The sequence below is a fragment of the Streptomyces sp. NRRL F-5123 genome, assembly GCF_000721495.1.
Classification (GTDB): Bacteria; Actinomycetota; Actinomycetes; order Streptomycetales; family Streptomycetaceae; genus Actinacidiphila.
On sequence record NZ_JOHY01000021.1, the window covers coordinates 88,545 to 107,549 of the forward strand.

Here is a 19,005-nt window from a genome sequence, read left to right on the forward strand (position 1 = left end):
GGGCGGCCCTCGCCGTGCCCGTTGTCCCGGTCGTCGGTGCGGGGGGTGTGCCCGTTGTCCCCGCCGCCGTTGGGGGAGCCGTGCCCGCCGTCCCCGCCGCCCGTACGGGAGCCGTGCCCGCGGTCGTCCGCCGGGCCGCCGCCACCGGTCGTCGGGGCGCTCTCGCCCGGGACCCCCGGGAATTCCTCGCTCATGACAGCTTCTCCGCGGGTCGCAGGCGTATCGACAGCAGCACGCTCGCCAGCAGCGCGACCGCCGCACCGCTGAGCGCCGAGCGGTCGCCGAACGCGGTCCAGGCCGCGCCGAAGGCGATCGAGCAGAAGAAGCGGGCGGCCGCCTGGCCGGTCTGGACCAGGGCGAGCCCGCTGGAGCGCAGCTCCGCCGGTACGGAACCGGCCGCGGCCGCCATCAGCACGCCGTCGGTGGCGGCGTAGAACGTGCCGTGCAGCGCGAGCACCGCGTACGGCAGGAAGCCGCCCCGCAGGTGCGACAGCAGCAGCCCGTACGCGAGCAGCAGCGCGAGGTGGCCGCCGACGAAGACGCGCCAGCGGCCCACCCGGTCCGCCCACCGGCCGAGCGGCACCGCCAGCAGCAGGAAGGCGGCCGCAGTGCCCAGCGGCAGCAGCGCGAACCAGCGGTCGGGCACGCCCAGGCGGCGCTGGAGCATGAGGTAGACGAAGGAGTCGCTGACGGTCGCGAGCCCGAGCGCCATCGCGCACAGCGCGAGCCCGCGCAGCTCGCGCCGCCCGAGCAGCGCGACCGCGGCCCGCAGCGAGGCCCGCGGCGCGTCACCCCCGCCGCCCGCGCCCCTGCCCGCCGGGCCCGCGGCGGGACCCGCGCCCCCACCCGTACCCCAACCCGTACCCCCGCGGACGGCGCCTCCCGCGCGCGCCGCACCCTCCTGCCGGACCCGTGAGGGCACGAAAAGCAGCAGCACCAGCACGCCGGCCGCGGCCACGCAGAAGCTCACCGTGAAGACCGCGTCGTAGCCCTCCGCGGCCTGGCGCAGGATCAGGAAGGCGGCGAGCGGGCCGAGCAGCGCGCCCGTCGTGTCCATCGCCCGGTGCACGCCGAAGGCCCGGCCGCGCGCCTGCGGCTCGCTGGACAGCGAGATGAGCGCGTCGCGCGGCGCGGTGCGCAGGCCCTTGCCGGTGCGGTCGGCGGCGAGCACCGCACCGATCAGCGGCAGGGTGTGGACGGCGAGCAGCAGCGGCTTGCACAGCGCGGACAGCCCGTACCCGAGCACGGCGACGCGCTTGTGCCGGCCGCCGCGGTCGGCGAGGTGGCCGCCGACGAGCCGCACCAGCGCGCTGAAGCCGTTGTAGACGCCGTCCAGCAGACCGAAACCCAGCGGGGACAGGCCGAGTCCGGTGACCAGGTAGAGCGGCAGCACCGCGGTGACCATCTCCGAGGAGACGTCCGTGATCAGGCTGACCGCGCCCAGCGCGAGCACGGTGGAGGCCACGGCGGACCGCCGCCCGGGGCGTCGTGTCCCGCCCCGGGCGACGGCCGGCGAGGCCACCGCGGGTGTGCTCGCGCGGCTCTCGCTGACGTACATCGGTCAGCTGGACCAGATGCCGGTGATGTCCGACGCCGAGGCGGCCTGCCCGGCGTGCGAGGACGTGCCCGCCAGGTCCTCCAGCGTCCGCAGCAGGTTGTAGTGGTTGTAGGTGGTCGAGGTCGACGAGCCCGCCTTGACCGGCTGGCCGTAGAAGACCGTCGGGATGCGGTTGCCGCTCAGCGAGTTGTCCTCGTCGAAGGTGACGACGAGCAGGCTGTTGTGCGTCTTGGCCCAGGTCGCGTACGCGCCCAGGTTGTTCTTGACCCAGGTGTCGCCGGTCGACACCGAGCAGTCGTGCATGTCGCTGCACAGGTTGGGCACCACGAAGGACGTCGTGGGCAGCGTCGAGTAGTCGGTCGGGAACTGCGCGAAGGTCTTCGCGGACGAGGTCGGCACGTTGGAGAAGCCGAACCACGGGTTGTGCTTCTGCGCGTAGTTGCCGCTCTTGCAGGTGGTCGAACCCTGGCTGGGCAGCGTCTCGTTGTAGCTCCCGAACGTCTTGCCCGCGGCGGCCACCTCGGAGCCGAGGTTCGCTGCCGAGCTGAAGCCGATCGTGATGCAGCTGTCGTCGGTGATGCCCTGCGTGGAGCCGGAGAAGAGGGCGTAGTAGTTGGGCTGGCTCGGGTGGGTGATCGCGTGGCTCTGCGTCAGGTTGGCGCCGCCGGTCGCGAGCGAGTTGATGTACGGGGCGCTGGAGCTGCCGATCACCTGGCTGTAGGCGTGGTTCTCCAGGACGACCACGACCGTGTGGTCGGGCGTGGGAACGGAACCGGCCGCCTGGGCGTTCCCGCCGAGCCCGGCCCACAGGCCGGCGGAGGCGGCGGCGATCCCGCAGGCGGTCAACAGGGCGGTACGGCTACGGCTGCGCACGGATTACCTCCGGTGAGGGGGTGGGGGAAGGACGTGCGATGTGCATGCCAAAGTTAGGAGCCCCCGGAGACGCGCGAACGGTGCGCCGGGTGAAGAACGGGCGAACGCTGCGGTACGCCCGGTGTACGCGGGGTGAGCCCCCCGCGTACCGCCGGCCCGGCTTCCGGCCTAACTCCCGGCGGGCGGCTTCACCGGCTGCACCGGCTGCAGCCACAGCCGCATCCGTACGCCCTGCGGCAGCGGCTCCGCCGCGACCCCTCCACCGTACGTCTCCGCGACCTGCCGCACGATCGCAAGCCCGAGCCCCGATCCGGGCAGCGAGCGCGCGGCGGGGGAGCGGTAGAAGCGGTCGAAGACGAAGGGCAGGTCCGCGGCCGGGATGCCGGGCCCCTCGTCACTCACCGTGACGTTTCCGGCGGCATCGGTGGCCACCGTGATCCGGCCGCCCGCCGGGCTCCACTTCACCGCGTTGTCGACCAGGTTGCCGATCGCCCGCTCGACCGCGTCCGGGTCGGCGTGCACCAGGCACGGCAGCAGCTCCGCCGCGAATTCCGGCCGCGGCGAGCGCCCCGCCGCCCGCTCCAGCACCCGGCCCGCCAGCAGGTCGAGGCGTACGTCCTCGGTGTGGGGCCGCGCCTGCCCGTAACGCCCCAGGTCCACCAGGTCGTTGACGAGGGACGTCAGCTCCGCGGCCTGCGCGCGCGCCTCGGCCACCAGCGCGGGCGCCTGCGGATCGGCCACCCCCGGGCCCTCGCCCAGCAGTTCGAGGTTGGTCGTGAGGCTGGTCAGCGGGGTGCGCAGCTCGTGGGACGCATCGGCGACCAGCCGCCGCTGCGCGCCCACCGACTCCTCCAGCGCCGCCATCATCGCCGCGAACGACCGGGTGAGCCGGGCGATCTCGTCCCGCCCGTCCGACGTCAGCCGGGCCGTCAGGTCCTGGGTGGCCGTGACGTGCTCGACGGTCTCGGTCAGCTGCCGCACCGGCCGCAGCACCCGCCCGGCCGCCAGCCGCCCGGCGACCGCGGCGAGCACGCAGCCCCCCGCGGTGATCGCGACCAGCAGCATCGCGAGCCGCCGCAGCGTGCTGTTCACCACCGCCGTCAGCACGGCGGTACGCACCAGGACGCCGGGGGAGTCCGCCATCTCCGTGGTGTAGATGCGGTAGTGGCGCCCGTCGTAGTCGGCGTCGTGGAAGTACGCCGGCCTCGTGCCCTGGGCGACCAGCACATCCACTGGGCTGACCTCGACGAAGTCGTCGGTGGGGCCGGCCGCGACCGGCGGCAGCACGAACTGGAGCAGCGCCGAGCCGACTTGTACCGGCACGGTCGGGAACACGACCTGCGGCGAAACCCCGCCGCCGTCTCCGCTGCTGTCCTTGGAACCGTCCTTGGAACCGTCCTTGGCGGGGTCCTTGGTACCACCGGACGTACCCTCGTCGGAGCCTTCCGGGGCGGCGCCCTTGGTGCCGCCCTTGGCCGGGTCCTTGGTGCCGTCCGTGGCGCCGCCCGACGCGGCCTCATCGGCGGCTGCCTGGCTCTTCTGCTTGAAGGCCCGGATCAGGTCCGGCGCCTGGCCCGCGGCCGTGATCAGGTCGGCGTCGTGCTGCTCGTTGAGCTTCGCGCTCAGCGCCGGGTAGAGCACGAGCGAGGCCAGCACCAGCGCCGCGAGCACCACCGCGCCGCCCGCGAGCGCGAGCCGGTTGCGCAGGCTCACTGCTCCTCCCGCAGCACGTACCCCAGCCCCCGCACGGTCTGCACCAGCCGCGGGCCGCCGTCCGCCTCCAGCTTGCCGCGCAGGTAACTCACGTACACCCACAAGGCGTTGGAGGACGGCCCGAAGTCGTACCCCCACACGGAGTCGAAGATGAGGCTGCGGCTCAGCACCCGGCGGGGGTTGCGCAGGAAGAGCTCCAGCAGCGCGTACTCGGTACGCGTCAGCTCCAGCGCGCGGCCGCCGCGGGTCACCCTGCAGGCGGCGGTGTCCATCTCCAGGTCGGCGAAGCGCAGCACCTCCTGGTCCGCGCCGCTGCGCCGGAGCAGGGCGCGGATGCGGGCGCGCAGCTCCTCCAGCGCGAAGGGCTTGGCGAGGTAGTCGTCCGCGCCCGCGTCCAGGCCCGCGACCCGGTCGTCGACCAGGTCGCGGGCGGTGAGCATCAGGATCGGAGTGCGGTCGCCGCGCGCCCGCAGCCGGCGGCACACCTCCAGGCCGTTCGGCTCCGGCATGAGGATGTCCAGCACCACCGCGTCCTGCCGGCCGGCGGCCAGCGACGCGAGCGCGGCGGCACCGTCCACCGCGACCGTGACCTCGTACCCGTCCCGGGTCAGGGCGTGCGCGAGCGAACGGCGCACCGCGTCATCGTCGTCAACCACCAGCAGCCGCATGGCGCAAGGGTGCCGTATGCCGCGTCAGCGCGGAATCAGCGTGCGCACGGCCGCCTGCTTGGCGGCTTCCGGCGCGGAGTCCGCCGAGGCGGACTTCCCGCCCGTGCCCTTGCCGGTGCCCTTGCCGTCGTCCGAGCCCGTGCCCTTGCCGGAGTCGCCCGGGGCCGGCTTGACGTCACCCGGCTTGCACGGGACGGGCTTGCCCTTGTCGTGACCCTTGCCCTTGCCCTTGCCCTGGTCCTTGCCCTTGCCCTTGCCCTGGCCCTGGCCCTGGCCCTTCCCCTTACCGTTTCCCTTGTCCTTGCCGTCCTGGGTCCCCTTGTCTCCCTTGCCGCCCTTGTCTCCCTTGCTGTCCCCGCCGGACGCGGACTTGCCCGCGGCCACCTTGAGCTGGAAGAGCGCCTTCGACAGCTGCTGCGGGCTCACCCCGAGCCGGTGGGCGACGGCCGCGTAGGCGGGCGTGCTCTCGTCGACGAACCCCCTCGGGCCGGTCGCCAGCTTCGCCAGGGCGTCCAGCGCGGCCTGCGCCTTCGCCGTCGGGACGCCCAGGACCTTGGCCAACTGCGCGGCGGTGAAGGGGAACCGGACCTTCCCGTCGCCGGGCTTGCCGCCCTCACCGGGCTTCGCCTCCAGGAACAGGGCCGTGAGCTGCTTGCGGGCCTGGGCCGTGGAGATCCCCATGTCCTTGGCGAAGCCCGCGACGACCTTGTCGGTGAGCTTCCCGCCGTTCGCGCCCAGCGCGATCTTGACGTTCCGGAGCGCGTTCTCCAGCCTGCTGTCGGGCCGGTCCGGCGCGCAGACGCCGGGCTTGCCGGAGTCCTTGGCGCCCCCGGTCCCGGCGCTGGCGGCGGTGGCGGCCGTGGCCCCGGCGGTGAGGAGCAGGGCGGTCGCGGCGGCGAGCGCGGTGGTCTTGTGGCGCATCGTGCGCCTCCTCTCGATTGGCTGCCTCCAGCACACCAACCGGCACTTCGGGCCGCCCTCGCCGCACCTTAGGACTTCCTTGGAAGTCGGGTGCAGACGCGGCGGTACGCCCGCCGTGCGCACGGTGGGCCCCGCGTTCTCCTGCTGGTGGGCCGGAGAGCTTCCACCCGTCAGAGCACGGGCAGCCGATCCGTGGTCGCCGGAGAGCGCCGCTCCTCCAGCCAGAAGAGGTAGACGCGGAGGTGCGATGCCAACTCGCCCTCGATGCAGGCGGCGTACTCCAGGGCGGCGGCCGCCACCCCTTGCCCGAACTTCGCGTCATCGGCTTCCCAGTCGGCCCGCCGAGCCGCCAGGTACTCGCTGACCCGCCGCCGTTCACGCCACCACTCCCGCACCCCCGTCGGCGTCCAGTGGCTGTCCCCGTCGCAGCCGTAACCGCCGAAGACCTCGTCCTGTGCCGCGTCGACCAGTTGCCGGAGCTCCCCCGGGGTCCGCGGCTGCCGGTACACGTACTCGGTGAAGTAGTCGGCCTCGTAGAGGACGAGCCCCGGGGCGTGGATCCGGCCCGTGCCGCAGTTGTCGGTCTCGGCGCCGTAGAACGGCCCCGGCACGTTGAGCCACTGCCGCTCCGACCACTGCCCCCGGAACGCGTCGCGCGCGTCGCCGAGCAGAGGTATCGCGTCGAAGTAGAGGTCCACGGCGGGATGCTATGCGCGCGCGGCGGCCGCTCCGACGCCCCCCTGCGTTGCCCTCCGCCTCACCCCTCCGCCTCGCTTCCGATCTCCGCCCAGACCGTCTTCCCGATCCCGTGCGGGCGCGGGGTGACGCCGTGCCGGACGGCGAGGGCTGCCACAAGGGCGAGGCCGCGGTGCGACTCGTCGTCGGGGGTCGCGGTGCGGCGGCGGGGGATCGCACGGCTCGCGCGGGAGGGGTGGAGCGGCGGGCGGTCGGTGTGGGAGGCGGACGCCGAGGGGCGGGAGCTCGTCGTCGAGGTGGGGGAGGTCGGGGAGGCGGAAGCGCCGGACGGGGTCGCCGGAGTGCTCGGGACCGGCGCCGTGCTCGTGCGGCGGCGGCGCTTCGTGCTGGACGGCAAGCCGGTGCTGCTCGCCGTCTCGTACTTCCCCGCGGGGATCGTCGCGGGCTCCCGCGTCACGGAGGAGGACACCGGACCCGGCGGGGTCTACGCCCGGCTCGCCGAGCTGGGCCACGAGCCCGTGCGCTTCCGGGAGGAGGTCCGCGCCCGGATGCCCTCCGCCGAGGAGGCCCGGCGGCTGGAACTCGGGCCGGGCACGCCCGTGGTGCTCGTCTGCCGCACGGCGTACACGGGCGACGGCACCCCCGTCGAGGTCAACGAGATGGTGCTCGACTCCGCCGCCTACGTCCTGGAGTACGCCTTCGAGAGCTGAGCGCTGTGGCGCAAGAACGACCCTCCCGCGGTCCCGCGGCAGCGGAACCACTCATTCCGGGGGCGGGAACCGGACACCGGTCCTGGCCGCCCGGTCCTGGCCCCAGACGTAGAGGGCCTCCAGGACCGGAACCAGGCTCGCGCCCTCCTCCGTCAGGCGGTACTCGACGACCTCGGAGCCCTTCGGCCCGGCGGCGCGGCGCTCGACCAGGCCGCGGGATTCCAGGCCGCGCAGACGCTGGACCAGCATCTTCTCGCTCACCCCTGGGACCCGGCGGCGCAGTTCGCCGTAGCGGTGGACGCCCTCCTTCAGATGGGCCAGCAGCACCGTGGCCCACTTGCCGCCGATCACCTCCAGGGTCAGTTCGACGGGGCAGGAGGGGCCCCGGCGGTCCGCGGGGGCGTTCCTCGGCGGTGGTGCGGTCGTCATCGGCTGTGTCCTGTTCCGGGTACTCACCACGGGGTGGGTTCTTGCCACCGGGCGGGCGCCTTGTTTGGGTCGTCCCATGATTGTCGAGTACATCCGCTACCGGATCGCCGAACCCGACCGGCAGGCGTTCGAGCAGGCCTACGCGCGGGCCGCCGTCCCGCTCGGGCAGGCCGAGAGTTGCGTGGACTACGAGCTGGCCCGGTGCGCCGACGATCCCGGCGCCTACACCCTCCGCATCCGCTGGACCTCCGCTGCCGACCACCTCGAAGGCTTCCGCAAGGGCGAGCACTTCCCGGCCTTCTTCGCCGCGGTCGGGCCGTACGTCGAGGCCGTCGAGGAGATGCGGCACTACGAGGTCACCGATGTGGCCGGGAAGGGCGGCTCGCTGCCGACGCTGTACGAGTGGGCGGGCGGGGCGGAGGCCTTCGACAAGCTCTTCACCCGCTTCTACGCGCGCGTCGCCGAGGACGAGGTGCTCGCGCCGGTCTTCGCCGGGATGCACCCGGAACACCCCCAGCACGTCGCCGCCTGGCTCGGCGAGGTCTTCGGCGGCCCGGCCCGCTACAGCACCGAGCACGGCGGCCACCGCCACATGGCCTCCCGGCACCTGGGCCGCGGCCTCACCGAGGAGCAGCGGCGGCGCTGGATCGCCCTGCTCACCGACACCGCCGACGAGGTCGGGCTGCCGGCCGACCCGGAATTCCGCGCCGTCTTCGCGTACTACCTGGAGTGGGGTACGCGGATGGCCCTGCTCTACTCCGGCCCGAACCCGCCGCCGCTGCCCGAGTCGCCGATGCCCCGCTGGGACTGGGGCATCACCCCGCCCTACCGCGGCTGACCCGGCCTCCCGGCCCGCCCCGGGACCGGCGCCCGGCCGGGGCGCGGGTCGCAGGGCGGGCCGATATGGTGGACGGGACGGACCGGGAGGGCCGATGCAGGGACGCCGCAGCAGTACGTTCACCCGGCTGCTCCGGCACGGGTTCACCGACCCCGCGGGGGCCGAGCGGCTGCTCGACGGGAACGCGCTCGCGGAGGTCCGTACCGATCCGGTCCTGCTGGAGGCGCTGGGCGCCACCGCGGACCCCGACCTCGCGCTGCTGGGGCTCGTCCGGCTGGTCGAGGCGCTCGCTCCCGAGGAGCGCCGGGCGCTGCTGGACACCGTGACGACGGCGAAGCCGCTGCGCGACCGGCTGCTGGGCGTGCTGGGCGCGTCCGAGGCCCTCGGCGACCACCTGGCCCGGCATCCCGCGGACTGGCACGCGCTCGTCACGTACGAGGCCGCCGACCTGCACCCGGGCGTCGCCGAGTTCGAGCGGGGCCTCGCCTCGGCGACCGACCCGGACGCGCTGCGCGCGGCGTACCGGCGCTGCCTGCTCGGGATAGCCGCCCGGGACGTGTGCGGGACCAGCGACCTGGTGCGTACCGCCGCCGAGCTGGCCGACCTCGCGACCGCCACGCTGCGTGCGGCCCTGGCCATCGCCTCCGCCGAGACCCCGCAGGACGCCGCTGCCGCCCGCCTCGCCGTCATCGGCATGGGCAAGTGCGGCGGACACGAGCTGAACTACGTCTCGGACGTGGACGTCATCTTCGTCGCCGAGCCCGCCGACGGCGCCGAGCCCGCCGAGGAGAACGCGGCCCTCCAGGCCGCGACCCGGCTCGCGGTCCGCATGATGCGGATCTGCTCCGACACCACCGCCGAGGGCACGATCTGGCCGGTCGACCCCAACCTGCGGCCCGAGGGCAAGAACGGCCCGCTGGTGCGGACGCTGTCCAGCCACCTGGCGTACTACGCGCGCTGGGCGAAGACCTGGGAGTTCCAGGCGCTGCTCAAGGCCCGCCCGGTCGCGGGCGACCCGACGCTCGGCGCCGACTACCTGGCCGCGATCCGCCCGCTGGTGTGGCAGGCCGCCGAGCGCGACCACTTCGTCACCGACGTGCAGCAGATGCGCCGCCGGGTCGTCGACAACATCCCCGCCGCCCAGGTGGAGCGCGAGCTGAAGCTCGGGCCCGGCGGCCTGCGGGACGTCGAGTTCGCCGTGCAGATGCTCCAGCTCGTGCACGGGCGCACCGACGCCTCGCTGCGCAGCGCCACCACCCTCACCGCCCTCGGGCAGCTCGCCGAGGGGGGCTACGTCGGCCGCGCCGACGCCGCCTCGCTCGACGCCGCCTACCGCTTCCTGCGGCTCATGGAGCACCGCATCCAGCTGCACAAGATGCGCCGCACCCACCTCGTCCCCGACGACGAGGCGGGCCTGCGCCGGCTCGGCCGGGGCCTCGGCTACCGTTCCGAGCCGGTCGCGAGCCTCAACCGGGAGTGGAAACGGCACGCCATGGAGGTGCGGCGGCTGCACGAGAAGCTGTTCTACCGCCCGCTGCTGGAGTCCGTCGCGCAGCTCGGCACCGACGACACCCGGCTCAGCACCGACGCCGCGCGGCAGCGCCTCCAGGCCCTCGGCTACGACGACCCGGCCGCCGCGATGCGCCACCTGGAGGCGCTCGCCAGCGGGGTGAGCCGCGCCTCGTCCATCCAGCGCACCCTGCTGCCGGTGCTGCTCGGCTGGTTCGCGGACTCCGCCGACCCGGACGCGGGCCTGCTCGGCTTCCGCAAGGTCTCCGAGGCGCTCGGCAAGACGCCCTGGTATCTGCGGCTGCTGCGCGACGAGGGCGCCACCGCCCAGCGGCTGGCCCGCGTGCTCTCCTCCGGGCGGCTCGCCCCCGACCTGCTGATGCGCGCCCCCGAGGCCGTCGCGACGCTCGGGTCCGCCGAGGGCCTGGCCCCGCGCGACCACACCGCGCTGGAGCAGGAGGTGCTCGCCGCCGTGGGCCGCGCCGAGGGCCCCGAGCAGGCCGTCACCGCCGCCCGCGGGGTGCGCCGCCGCGAGCTGTTCCGTACCGCGGCGGCCGACCTCATCGACACCTACGGCGACGACGTCGAGCAGGAGGGCGACCGGGTGAGCCCGGCCGCGCTGGTCGACCGGGTCGGCTGCGCGGTTTTCGGTCTGACCTCCGCGACCGTCGCGGGCGCGCTGCGGGCCGCCGTCAACGCCGTGACCGACAACGACGCCCGGCCGCTGCCCACCCGCTTCGCCGTCATCGGCATGGGCCGCTTCGGCGGCCGCGAGCTGGGCTACGGCTCGGACGCCGACGTGCTGTTCGTCCACGAGCCGCACGAAGGCGCCGACCAGGAGGAGGCCGGGCGCGCCGCGCTGGCCGTCGCCAACGAGCTGCGCCGGCTGCTGCAGATCCCCACCGCCGACCCGCCGCTGCTCGTCGACGCCGATCTGCGGCCCGAGGGCAAGAGCGGCCCGATGGTCCGCAGCCTCGCCTCCTACGCCGCCTACTACCGCCGCTGGTCGCTGGTGTGGGAGAGCCAGGCGCTGCTGCGGGCCGCCCCGGTCGCCGGCGACGAGGGGCTCGGCGAGCGCTTCGCCGCGCTCGTCGACCCGCTGCGCTACCCGGCCGGGGGGCTGGAGGACGAGGCCGTACGCGAGATACGCCGGCTCAAGGCACGGATGGAGTCGGAGCGGCTGCCGCGTGGCGCCGACCCGACGCTGCACGCCAAGCTGGGCCGCGGTGGGCTCTCCGACGTCGAGTGGACGGTGCAGCTGCTCCAGCTCCAGCACGCCGGACGGCTCCCCGAGCTGCGCACCACCGGCACCCGGACCGCACTGGCCGCCGCGGCGGGAGCGGGCCTGGTCGACGCGGCGGACGCGGAGGTGCTGGACGAGGCGTGGGTGCTGGCCACCCGGGTCCGCAACGCCGTCATGCTGGTCCGCGGCCGCCCCGGTGACACCTTCCCCGGCGACGGCCGCGAGCTGGCCGCGGTGAGCCGCTACCTGGGCTTCCCGCCCGGCCACGTCGGCGACATGCTCGACGACTACCGCCGCCGCACCCGCCGCGCGCGGGCGGTCGTGGAGCGGCTCTTCTACGAGGGGTGACGCAACGAGCCGCTACGAGGCCGAGCCCTCACGGCCGGCTCTTGCGGCCGCGCACGATGTAGCCGCCGTCGCCGGCCTTGTCCTCCAGTATCAACGCGCCCGTCGAATACTTCGGCAGCGCGTACACCCACCGCCCGTAGATCAGGCACACCACGCCGAAGCCGAATGCCAGGCACACCGCGCCGCCGACCGCGTCCATCCAGAAGTGGTTGCCGGTCGACACGATCACCAGCAGCGTGAACACCGGGTACAGGCCGCCCAGGATCCTCGCCCACAGCGGTTTGGCCAGCGTGACGATCGTGATCCCGCACCACAGCGACCAGCCGATGTGCATCGACGGCATGGCCGCGTACTGGTTGGACACCTTCGCCAGGCTGCCCTGCGACAGCGAGCCCCAGGTGTGGTGCACCAGCACCGTGTCGATGAAGCCGCCGCCCGTCATCAGCCGCGGCGGCGCCAGCGGGTAGGCCCAGAAGCCGACGAGCGCCACCCAGGTGGTCACGAACAGCACCAGCCGGGCGGGCCCGTAGCGCGACGGATGGTAGAGGTAGAGCCACGTCAGCACGCCGATGGTGATGAAGAAGTGCAGCGTGGCGTAGTAGTAGTTCATCCCCACGATCAGCCACGTCACCGAGTTGACGGCGTGGTTGACCGAGCGCTCGAACGCCAGGCCGAGGTGGTGTTCGAGGGCCCAGATGGCGTCGGCGTGCCGCAGCGCGGCGACCTGCTGCTCCGGGACGGCGTTCCTGATCTGCGAGTACAGCCAGTAGCTGACGCCGATCAGCAGGATCTCGAACCAGAACTTGGGCTGACGTGGGGTTCGCAGCCGCTCCAGCAGCGTACGGGCCAGGCCCGGCTCACCGGTGCCGCTCTCGCCGGACGTGCCGGTCGTGTCGAGGGCGGCCCGGGATCCGCTGGAGCGCTGCGCCGAGCCGGAGTGGTCATCCGCCTCATTCGCGGTCTTCGCAGTCGGTTCCCCCATAGGACCCCAGTCTGCCAGATGTGTCCCCTGGTGAGGCTCAGACTCCGGCCGGGTCGTCGCCTGACCGGGTGGTACGAGCCACCCCGCCCTGCGCGGGCAGCGCCGCCGCCTGTCCGGCCTGTCCGCCCTGCCCGCTCGGGCCCGCCGCCGTCGATCCGCGCACGACCAGCTCGGGGAGGAAGACGAACTCACTGTGCGGCGCCGGGGTGCCGGCGACCTCCTCCAGCAGCGCGTTGACCGCGGCCTGGCCCATCGCGGTGACGGGCTGCCGGATCGTGGTGAGCGGCGGATCGGTGAACGCGATGAGCGGCGAGTCGTCGAAGCCGACGACCGACACGTCACCGGGCACCGTCAGCCCCTGCTGGCGGGCCGCCCGGATCGCGCCGAGCGCCATCATGTCGGAGGCGCACACGACCGCGGTGCAGCCCGCCGATATCAGCGCCCCGGCCGCGGCCTGCCCGCCCTCCAGGGTGTACAGCGAGTGCTGGATGAGCCCGTGCGCCTCGTCCTGCGACACGCCGAGCACCTCGGTCATCGACGCGACGAAGCCCTCGATCTTGCGCTGAACGGGGATGAAACGCTTCTGCCCGACCGCGAGGCCGATCTTCCGGTGCCCCAGCGCCGCCAGATGGGTGACCGCCAGCCGCATCGCGCCGCGGTCGTCGGGCGACACGAAGGGCGCGTCGACCTTCTCCGTGAAGCCGTTGATGAGCACGAACGGCACGCCCTGGCCCTGGAGCCGGGCGTAGCGCTCCATGTCCGCGGTGGAATCGGCGTGCAGCCCCGACACGAAGATGATGCCGGCCACGCCCCGCTCCACCAGCATCTCCACCAGCTCGTCCTCGGTGGAGCCGCCGGGCGTCTGGGTGGCCAGCACCGGCGTGTAGCCCTCGCGGGTCAGGGCCTGCCCGATGATCTGCGCGAACGCGGGGAAGATCGGGTTCTCCAGCTCGGGCGTGATGAGCCCGACCAGGCCCGCGCTGCGCTGGCGCAGCCGGACGGGACGCTCGTACCCCAGCAGGTCGAGCGCGGCCAGCACTGATTCGCGGGTGGTCGCGGACACGCCGGGCTTGCCGTTGAGAACCCGGCTGACCGTCGCTTCGCTGACCCCCGCCTGCGCTGCGATGTCTGCGAGCCGCGCGGTCACACCACCGGATGTTATTGGACGGAATGCCACCACGTCAGATCGCCCACCAAATTGTCGTGTCAGCGGCGATTGTGACGGCAGCGCCGTCCGTGCCGTGAAGATCACCGTTCGTCCCCGCGCCCCCCGACGTGCTGGAGAGCAGCGCGCGGCCGTCCGGCACGGTCAGCGTGACCGGCCGCGCGGTGAGGTTCACCAGGCACACGAAGCCCTCGCCGCCGTCCGCCGCGTCCCGCCGGAAGGCCAGCACGCCCTCGGGCGCGTCCAGCCACGCCACCTCGGTGCCGGCGCCCAGCGCCGGAAGGCTTCGGCGCAGCTCCAGGGCCGAGCGGTACATCTCCAGCGTCGAGTCCGGGTCGCCGGTCTGCGCCTCGACGCTCAGCCCCGCCCAGCTCGCCGGCTGCGGCAGCCAGCTCGGGCCGCCCGCGACCGGGCCGAAGCCGTACGGCGGCTCGCTGCCCGACCACGGGATCGGCACCCGGCAGCCGTCGCGGAAGCCGTCCTGCCCGGCGGCGCGGAAGAACGACGGGTCCTGCCGCACCTCGTCCGGCAGGTCGGTGACGTCCGGCAGGCCCAGCTCCTCGCCCTGGTAGAGGTACGCCGAGCCGGGCAGCGCGAGCATCAGCAGCGTCGCGGCCCGCGCGCGGCGCAGGCCCAGCTCGCGGTCGCCCGCCTCGCGCAGCTGGGTGCCCAGACCCGGCGGATTGGCGAAGCGGGTGGCGTGCCGGGTGACGTCGTGGTTGGACAGCACCCAGGTGGCGGGGGCGTCGACCGCGCCCATGACGGCCAGCGAGCGGTCGATGACCCGGCGCAGCTCGGCGGCGTCCCACGAGGTGCCCAGGTACTCGAAGTTGAAGGCCTGGTGCAGCTCGTCGGGCCGCAGGTAGAGCGCGGCGCGCTCCAGGGTGGGCGTCCACGCCTCGGCTACGCCGATGCGCTCGCCGGGGTATTCGTCGAGGATCCGCCGCCAGCCGCGGTAGATCTCGTGCACGCCGTCCTGGTCGAAGTACGGCATGGGCGCGCTGCCCAGCAGCGAGAGCTGCTCGGCGTGGCCGATGTCGGGCAGGCCCGCGGCCTTGACCAGGCCGTGCGCGACGTCGATACGGAAGCCGTCCGCGCCGAGGTCGAGCCAGAAGCGCAGCACGGAGCGGAATTCCTCGTGCACCGCCGGGTGGTCCCAGTTGAAGTCCGGCTGCTCGGGCGCGAAGAGGTGCAGGTACCACTCGCCGGGCGTGCCGTCCGGGTCGGTCGTGCGCGTCCAGGCGGGACCGCCGAAGATGGACTCCCAGTCGTTGGGCGGCAGTTCGCCGTCCGCGCCCTTGCCGGGACGGAAGTGGAAGCGGTCCCGCATCGCGCTGCCGGGGCCCTCGCGCAGCGCCTGCTTGAACCACTCGTGCTGGTCGGAGCAGTGGTTGGGCACGAGGTCGACGATGACCCGCAGGTTCAGCCCGTGGGCGGTGCGCACCAGGTCGTCGGCGTCGCTGAGGGTGCCGAACATCGGGTCGACCGCGCGGTAGTCGGCCACGTCGTAGCCCGCGTCGGCCTGCGGGGAGGCGTAGAACGGCGACAGCCACACCGCGTCCACGCCGAGGTCGCGCAGGTACGGCAGCCGGGCGGTGATGCCGGGCAGGTCGCCCATGCCGTCACCGTTCCCGTCGGCGAAACTGCGCGGGTACACCTGGTAGATGACCGCATCGCGCCACCAGTCTCTGTGCCCGGCGGCGGCAGCGGGAGCGGCGGCGGAGCGGGGCGCGTCGGAGAGGTGCTGGCTCATGGATTCCCTTGTCGGGTGCGGGTCCGCTGCCCTGCCCCGGAGCGGACCGGGGGCGGGCGGCGGACGTACGTACGTGCGTGCGGTGCGGGTGCGGGGGGATGCGCGGGGCGGGTCAGCCCTTGGTGCCGCCGGCCGTCAGACCGGTCACCAGGTGCTTCTGGACGAGCAGGAAGACGATCGAGGCGGGTATCGCGATCAGCACCGACGCGGCGGTCATGGAGCCCCAGTCCGCGCGCTGGTCGGAGGCGAAGGTGCGGATGCCCGACGCCAGGGTGTAGTGGTCGCTGCTCATGAACTGGGTGGAGTAGGCCACCTCGCCCCACGCGGTCAGGAAGCTGTAGAAGGCGGTGACGGCCAGGCCCGGCCGGGCCAGCGGCACGATCAGCCGCCAGAAGGTGCCGAACGGCGTGAGCCCGTCGACCCGGCCCGCCTCGTCGATGTCGCGCGGGATGGTGTCGAAGTAGCCCTTGAGCATCCAGGCGCAGAACGGCACCGCGATCGTGCAGTAGACCAGGACCAGGCCGGCGTAGGTGTCGATGAGGTCGAGCTGCGCCAGCAGGTTGTACAGCGGCACGATCAGCACGGCCATCGGGAACATCTGCGTGACGAGGAAGGTCCACATCAGCGACTTGTGCCCGGGGAAGCGCATGCGCGAGATCGCGTAGCCGGCGCTCGCGGACACCAGCACGCCCAGCACGGTCGTGGCGCCGGCCACGATCAGCGAGTTGCGGAACCAGGTCGGGAAGTGCGAGTGCAGCAGCACGAAGCGGTAGTTGCCCAGGCCCAGGTGGTGCAGCACCTCGTGCGGCTCCTGCCAGGCGGTGCTGGGGCCGAGCGAGATGAAGAGGATCCACAGCACGGGGAAGACGGCGATGGCGCTCGCGGCCAGCAGCGTCGCGTGCAGGGCTATCGAGGCGCCGCGGCTGCGCTCGTTCCGGGAGCGGCGGCGGGTGGCGGCGGCGGGCCGGGCGGACGCGGCGGTGGAGGCCCGGCCGGTGTGGGTGGTGGCGGTCATGGTGATCCGGCTCCTAGGCCTGCTCGGGCTTCAGCTTGCGGCGGTAGAAGGTGGAGAAGGCCACGAGGATCAGCAGGATGACGATCCCGTAGGTGGCCGCCCCCGAGTAGTCGGAGACCCCGGTGAACGCCTTCTCGTAGGCGTAGGTGACCAGGATGTCCGTGTCGCCGGTGGTGTTGTTGCCCAGCAGCAGGTAGATGATCGCGAACATGTTGAACGTCCACACCGTGCTGAGCAGCACCACCGTGCTGGTCACCGGGCGCAGCCCCGGGAGGGTGACGTTGAGGAAGCGCTGCCACGGGGAGGCGCCGTCCATCTCGGAGGCCTCGTACAGCTCGCCCGGGATCGCCTGGAGGCCGCCGAGCAGGGCGACCATCATGAACGGCACGCCGACCCAGATGTTCACCATGATCACGGCGATCTTCTGCGACGTCGGTGAGCCGAGCCAGTCCTGGGCGGGGAGCCCGACGCTGGTGAGGATGTCGTTGAAGACGCCGTACTGCGAGTTGAGCATGAGCCGCCAGGCGAAGACGCCGATGAAGGCCGGCACCGCCCACGGCATGATCAGGCACAGCCGGTAGAAGAGCCGGAACTTCACCTTGCGGTTGAGCAGCATCGCCATGCCCAGGCCGATGGCGTAGGTGACCACGACGCAGGAGACCGTCCACACCAGCGTCCACTCGAGCCGCGGGTAGAAGTCGCCGTCCTTGCCGGACAGGATCTGCCAGTAGTTGTGCAGGCCCACCCAGTGGTAGCTGGCGCCGATGTGCACCGGGCCGATGTCCTTGGCGACGTTCGTCTCGTTGGCGTTCGTCAGCGACAGGTACGTGCCGTAGCCGAGCGGGTAGAGCACCAGGACGGCCAGCACGATGACGACCGGGGCGACCATCGCCCAGGCGTACCAGTACCGGTCCCAGGAGCGCCTGAGGGTCGTCATCAGGCCGGGCCGCGGCTGGCGCGGCGGGCGGGCGGCCGTCCCCGGGGCGGGGTCGTCCATGGTGGCGGTGGTCATCGCTCCTCGGCTCTCTCGGCTGTGCCACGGCGGTGCGTGGGGATGGCGGGGTTGCGGCGGTGGGGTGCGGCGGCGGGGGACCGGACCGGCCGGCCGGGCGCGTGGGCCCCTGCCCGCGGTGCGGGCGGGGGCCCCGGCCGGCCGGTCCGGAGTGCACGGGCGGCTACTGCACGGCGTAGCCCGGCAGCAGCTTGCCGAACTCCTTGGCCGCCGCGTCCAGGCCGTCCTGGACCGAGCTCTTGCCCTGGAGGATCTTGATGTACTCCTGCTGCAGCGGCGTGAACAGGCTGCCGACCTGCGGCAGCGCGACGCGCGGCCGGGCGGTGTCCATGATCGGCTTGAAGCCCGCGATGGTCTGGTTCTTCAGCACCTCGGCGGTGTAGGCCGACGTCCGGGTGGGCAGCGTGCCGTTCTTCGCGGCGATCGTCTGCTGGCTGGCCGAGGACGTCATGAACTGCGTGAAGAGGTAGGCCGCGTCGATGTTCTTGGAGCCCTGGTAGACCGCGAGGTCGTGGCCGCCGGTCGGGGCCTGCGCCTTGCCGGTCGAGCCCGCCGGGACGGGGGCGAAGCCGAGGTTGTCCGCCTTGCCCTGGAAGGCCGAGCCGGTCAGGTCGTCGCCGACCGACCAGGGGCCCTGGACCAGCATCGCGACCTTGCCGGTCTTGAAGGACGTCTGCATGTTGTCGTACGCGCTCGCGAAGTCGACCTTGAGCGAGGAGGTGTCGTAGATCTTCTTCGCCTCGGTGACCGCCTTGACGGCCTCCGGCGAGTTGACCGTGACCTTCTTGCCCGCCGGGTCGGCGAGGTCGGCGCCCTCGCCGAACAGCACCGGGAAGAGGAAGTACGAGTCGGGGTTGACGTACGTGCCCGCGACGCCCGGCACCTTCGCCTTGATCGTGGCGGAGTCGGCGATCAGCTCGTCCCACGTGGCCGGCGGCTTGGTGATGCCGGCCTTGGCGAAGATGTCCTTGTTGTAGAGCAGGCCCAGGGTGTCGGTGACCGACGGCACGCCGTAGGTCTTGCCCTCGTACTTGGTGGTGTTCATGGGGCCGGCGAGGAAGTCCTGCGTGTCGCTCAGCGCCGCGGTGCCGTCCAGCGGGGCGATGTAGTGGAGCGAGGCGTACTCCGGGATCAAGCCGACGTCGGTGCGGACCACGTCGGGCGCGCCCTTGCCGCTCTGCGCCGCCGCCTTGAACTTCTGCTCCACGGTGGTGAAGTCGACGTTCTGGTAGTTGACCTTGATCTTCGGGTACTTCGCCTCGAAGTCCTTGATGAGGGCCTGGTAGGTCGGGGCCTCGTTCTTGGCGTCCGAGGTGTCCCAGTAGGTGATCGTCCCGGAGACCGCCGCCGGGTCCTTGGCGGGCGCCCCCTTGTCGCTCTTGTCGTCGCTACCGCTACCGCCACAGGCGGTCGCCCCGAGAACGATGGCCGCGGCCATCGCCACGGCGGATATGCCGCGTCGCATACCTGACTCCTTGATGAGGGAAGTGCCCGTTCGCCCTGGCCAGGCTTGCTGCCGGCCATGTCGTCCCTGCGGGCCGTCGGGCTGGGCAGGAAGGTAACAGCGTTGTA

At 73.0% G+C, this 19,005-nt stretch carries 15 protein-coding genes and 1 pseudogene; 3 read left to right on the forward strand and 13 right to left on the reverse strand.

Features of this window, described 5'->3' with window-relative positions:
- Window positions 1–190: 190 nt before the first annotated feature.
- The 6 genes from IH54_RS0119360 to IH54_RS0119385 all read right to left on the reverse strand — a co-directional run bounded on the left by IH54_RS0119360 (window position 191) and on the right by IH54_RS0119385 (window position 6,431).
- Window positions 191–1,558 carry an MFS transporter gene (locus IH54_RS0119360; RefSeq protein WP_031518341.1) on the reverse strand — a complete coding sequence of 456 codons (1,368 nt, stop codon included), beginning with the start codon at window positions 1,556–1,558 and terminating at the stop codon, window positions 191–193.
- A gap of 3 nt (window positions 1,559–1,561) precedes the next feature.
- Window positions 1,562–2,431, reverse strand: a complete 870-nt coding sequence (locus tag IH54_RS0119365) for an alkaline phosphatase family protein (RefSeq protein ID WP_031518342.1) — start codon at window positions 2,429–2,431, stop codon at window positions 1,562–1,564.
- Window positions 2,432–2,599: 168 nt separating this feature from the next.
- Window positions 2,600–4,144, reverse strand: coding sequence for a sensor histidine kinase (locus IH54_RS39990; RefSeq protein WP_043181530.1), 1,545 nt, complete (start codon window positions 4,142–4,144; stop codon window positions 2,600–2,602).
- On the reverse strand, window positions 4,141–4,812 hold the full coding sequence (locus IH54_RS0119375; RefSeq protein WP_031518344.1) for a response regulator transcription factor: 672 nt from the start codon (window positions 4,810–4,812) through the stop codon (window positions 4,141–4,143). The genes IH54_RS39990 and IH54_RS0119375 overlap by 4 nt, the downstream gene beginning before the upstream one ends.
- 24 nt (window positions 4,813–4,836) lie before the next feature.
- Window positions 4,837–5,733 (reverse strand): hypothetical protein, encoded by an 897-nt coding sequence (locus IH54_RS46215; RefSeq protein WP_052397639.1) that lies wholly within the window; start codon window positions 5,731–5,733, stop codon window positions 4,837–4,839.
- Between the two features lie 170 nt (window positions 5,734–5,903).
- On the reverse strand, window positions 5,904–6,431 hold the full coding sequence (locus IH54_RS0119385) for a hypothetical protein (RefSeq protein WP_031518346.1): 528 nt from the start codon (window positions 6,429–6,431) through the stop codon (window positions 5,904–5,906).
- Window positions 6,432–6,626: 195 nt separating this feature from the next.
- On the opposite strand from IH54_RS0119385, the pseudogene IH54_RS0119395 reads away from it, so the two are divergent.
- A pseudogene (locus tag IH54_RS0119395) lies at window positions 6,627–7,139 on the forward strand (UTRA domain-containing protein); the annotation flags it as partial.
- Between the two features lie 51 nt (window positions 7,140–7,190).
- Here IH54_RS0119395 and IH54_RS0119400 read toward each other — a convergent pair.
- Window positions 7,191–7,568 carry a winged helix-turn-helix transcriptional regulator gene (locus tag IH54_RS0119400; protein WP_078862352.1) on the reverse strand — a complete coding sequence of 126 codons (378 nt, stop codon included), beginning with the start codon at window positions 7,566–7,568 and terminating at the stop codon, window positions 7,191–7,193.
- A gap of 76 nt (window positions 7,569–7,644) precedes the next feature.
- Here IH54_RS0119400 and IH54_RS0119405 point away from each other — a divergent pair, with 76 nt between their 5' ends.
- Together IH54_RS0119405 and IH54_RS0119410 are read left to right on the forward strand one after the other, a co-directional pair.
- Complete coding sequence (locus IH54_RS0119405) at window positions 7,645–8,406, forward strand: group II truncated hemoglobin (RefSeq protein WP_031518349.1); 762 nt, start codon at window positions 7,645–7,647, stop codon at window positions 8,404–8,406.
- Between the two features lie 94 nt (window positions 8,407–8,500).
- Window positions 8,501–11,506, forward strand: coding sequence for a bifunctional [glutamine synthetase] adenylyltransferase/[glutamine synthetase]-adenylyl-L-tyrosine phosphorylase (locus IH54_RS0119410; RefSeq protein ID WP_031518350.1), 3,006 nt, complete (start codon window positions 8,501–8,503; stop codon window positions 11,504–11,506).
- 28 nt (window positions 11,507–11,534) lie between these two features.
- Here the strand turns inward: IH54_RS0119410 and IH54_RS39995 are convergent, their stop codons facing one another.
- From IH54_RS39995 to IH54_RS0119440, 6 genes are all read right to left on the reverse strand, one after another.
- Window positions 11,535–12,488, reverse strand: a complete 954-nt coding sequence (locus tag IH54_RS39995) for a phosphatase PAP2 family protein (RefSeq protein ID WP_078862353.1) — start codon at window positions 12,486–12,488, stop codon at window positions 11,535–11,537.
- A gap of 37 nt (window positions 12,489–12,525) precedes the next feature.
- Window positions 12,526–13,635 carry a LacI family DNA-binding transcriptional regulator gene (locus IH54_RS0119420; protein WP_052397640.1) on the reverse strand — a complete coding sequence of 370 codons (1,110 nt, stop codon included), beginning with the start codon at window positions 13,633–13,635 and terminating at the stop codon, window positions 12,526–12,528.
- 34 nt (window positions 13,636–13,669) lie between these two features.
- A complete protein-coding gene (locus tag IH54_RS0119425) occupies window positions 13,670–15,406 on the reverse strand; it encodes an alpha-amylase family glycosyl hydrolase (protein ID WP_031518353.1) in 1,737 nt (578 codons plus the stop codon).
- Window positions 15,407–15,518: 112 nt separating this feature from the next.
- Complete coding sequence (locus IH54_RS0119430) at window positions 15,519–16,421, reverse strand: sugar ABC transporter permease (protein ID WP_031518354.1); 903 nt, start codon at window positions 16,419–16,421, stop codon at window positions 15,519–15,521.
- A 13-nt stretch (window positions 16,422–16,434) separates the two neighbouring features.
- Window positions 16,435–17,433 carry a carbohydrate ABC transporter permease gene (locus tag IH54_RS0119435; RefSeq protein WP_078862354.1) on the reverse strand — a complete coding sequence of 333 codons (999 nt, stop codon included), beginning with the start codon at window positions 17,431–17,433 and terminating at the stop codon, window positions 16,435–16,437.
- A gap of 163 nt (window positions 17,434–17,596) precedes the next feature.
- The gene (locus IH54_RS0119440; protein ID WP_031518356.1) at window positions 17,597–18,898 is read right to left on the reverse strand and encodes an extracellular solute-binding protein; all 1,302 of its coding nucleotides are present in this window, start codon (window positions 18,896–18,898) and stop codon (window positions 17,597–17,599) included.
- Window positions 18,899–19,005: the final 107 nt, after the last annotated feature.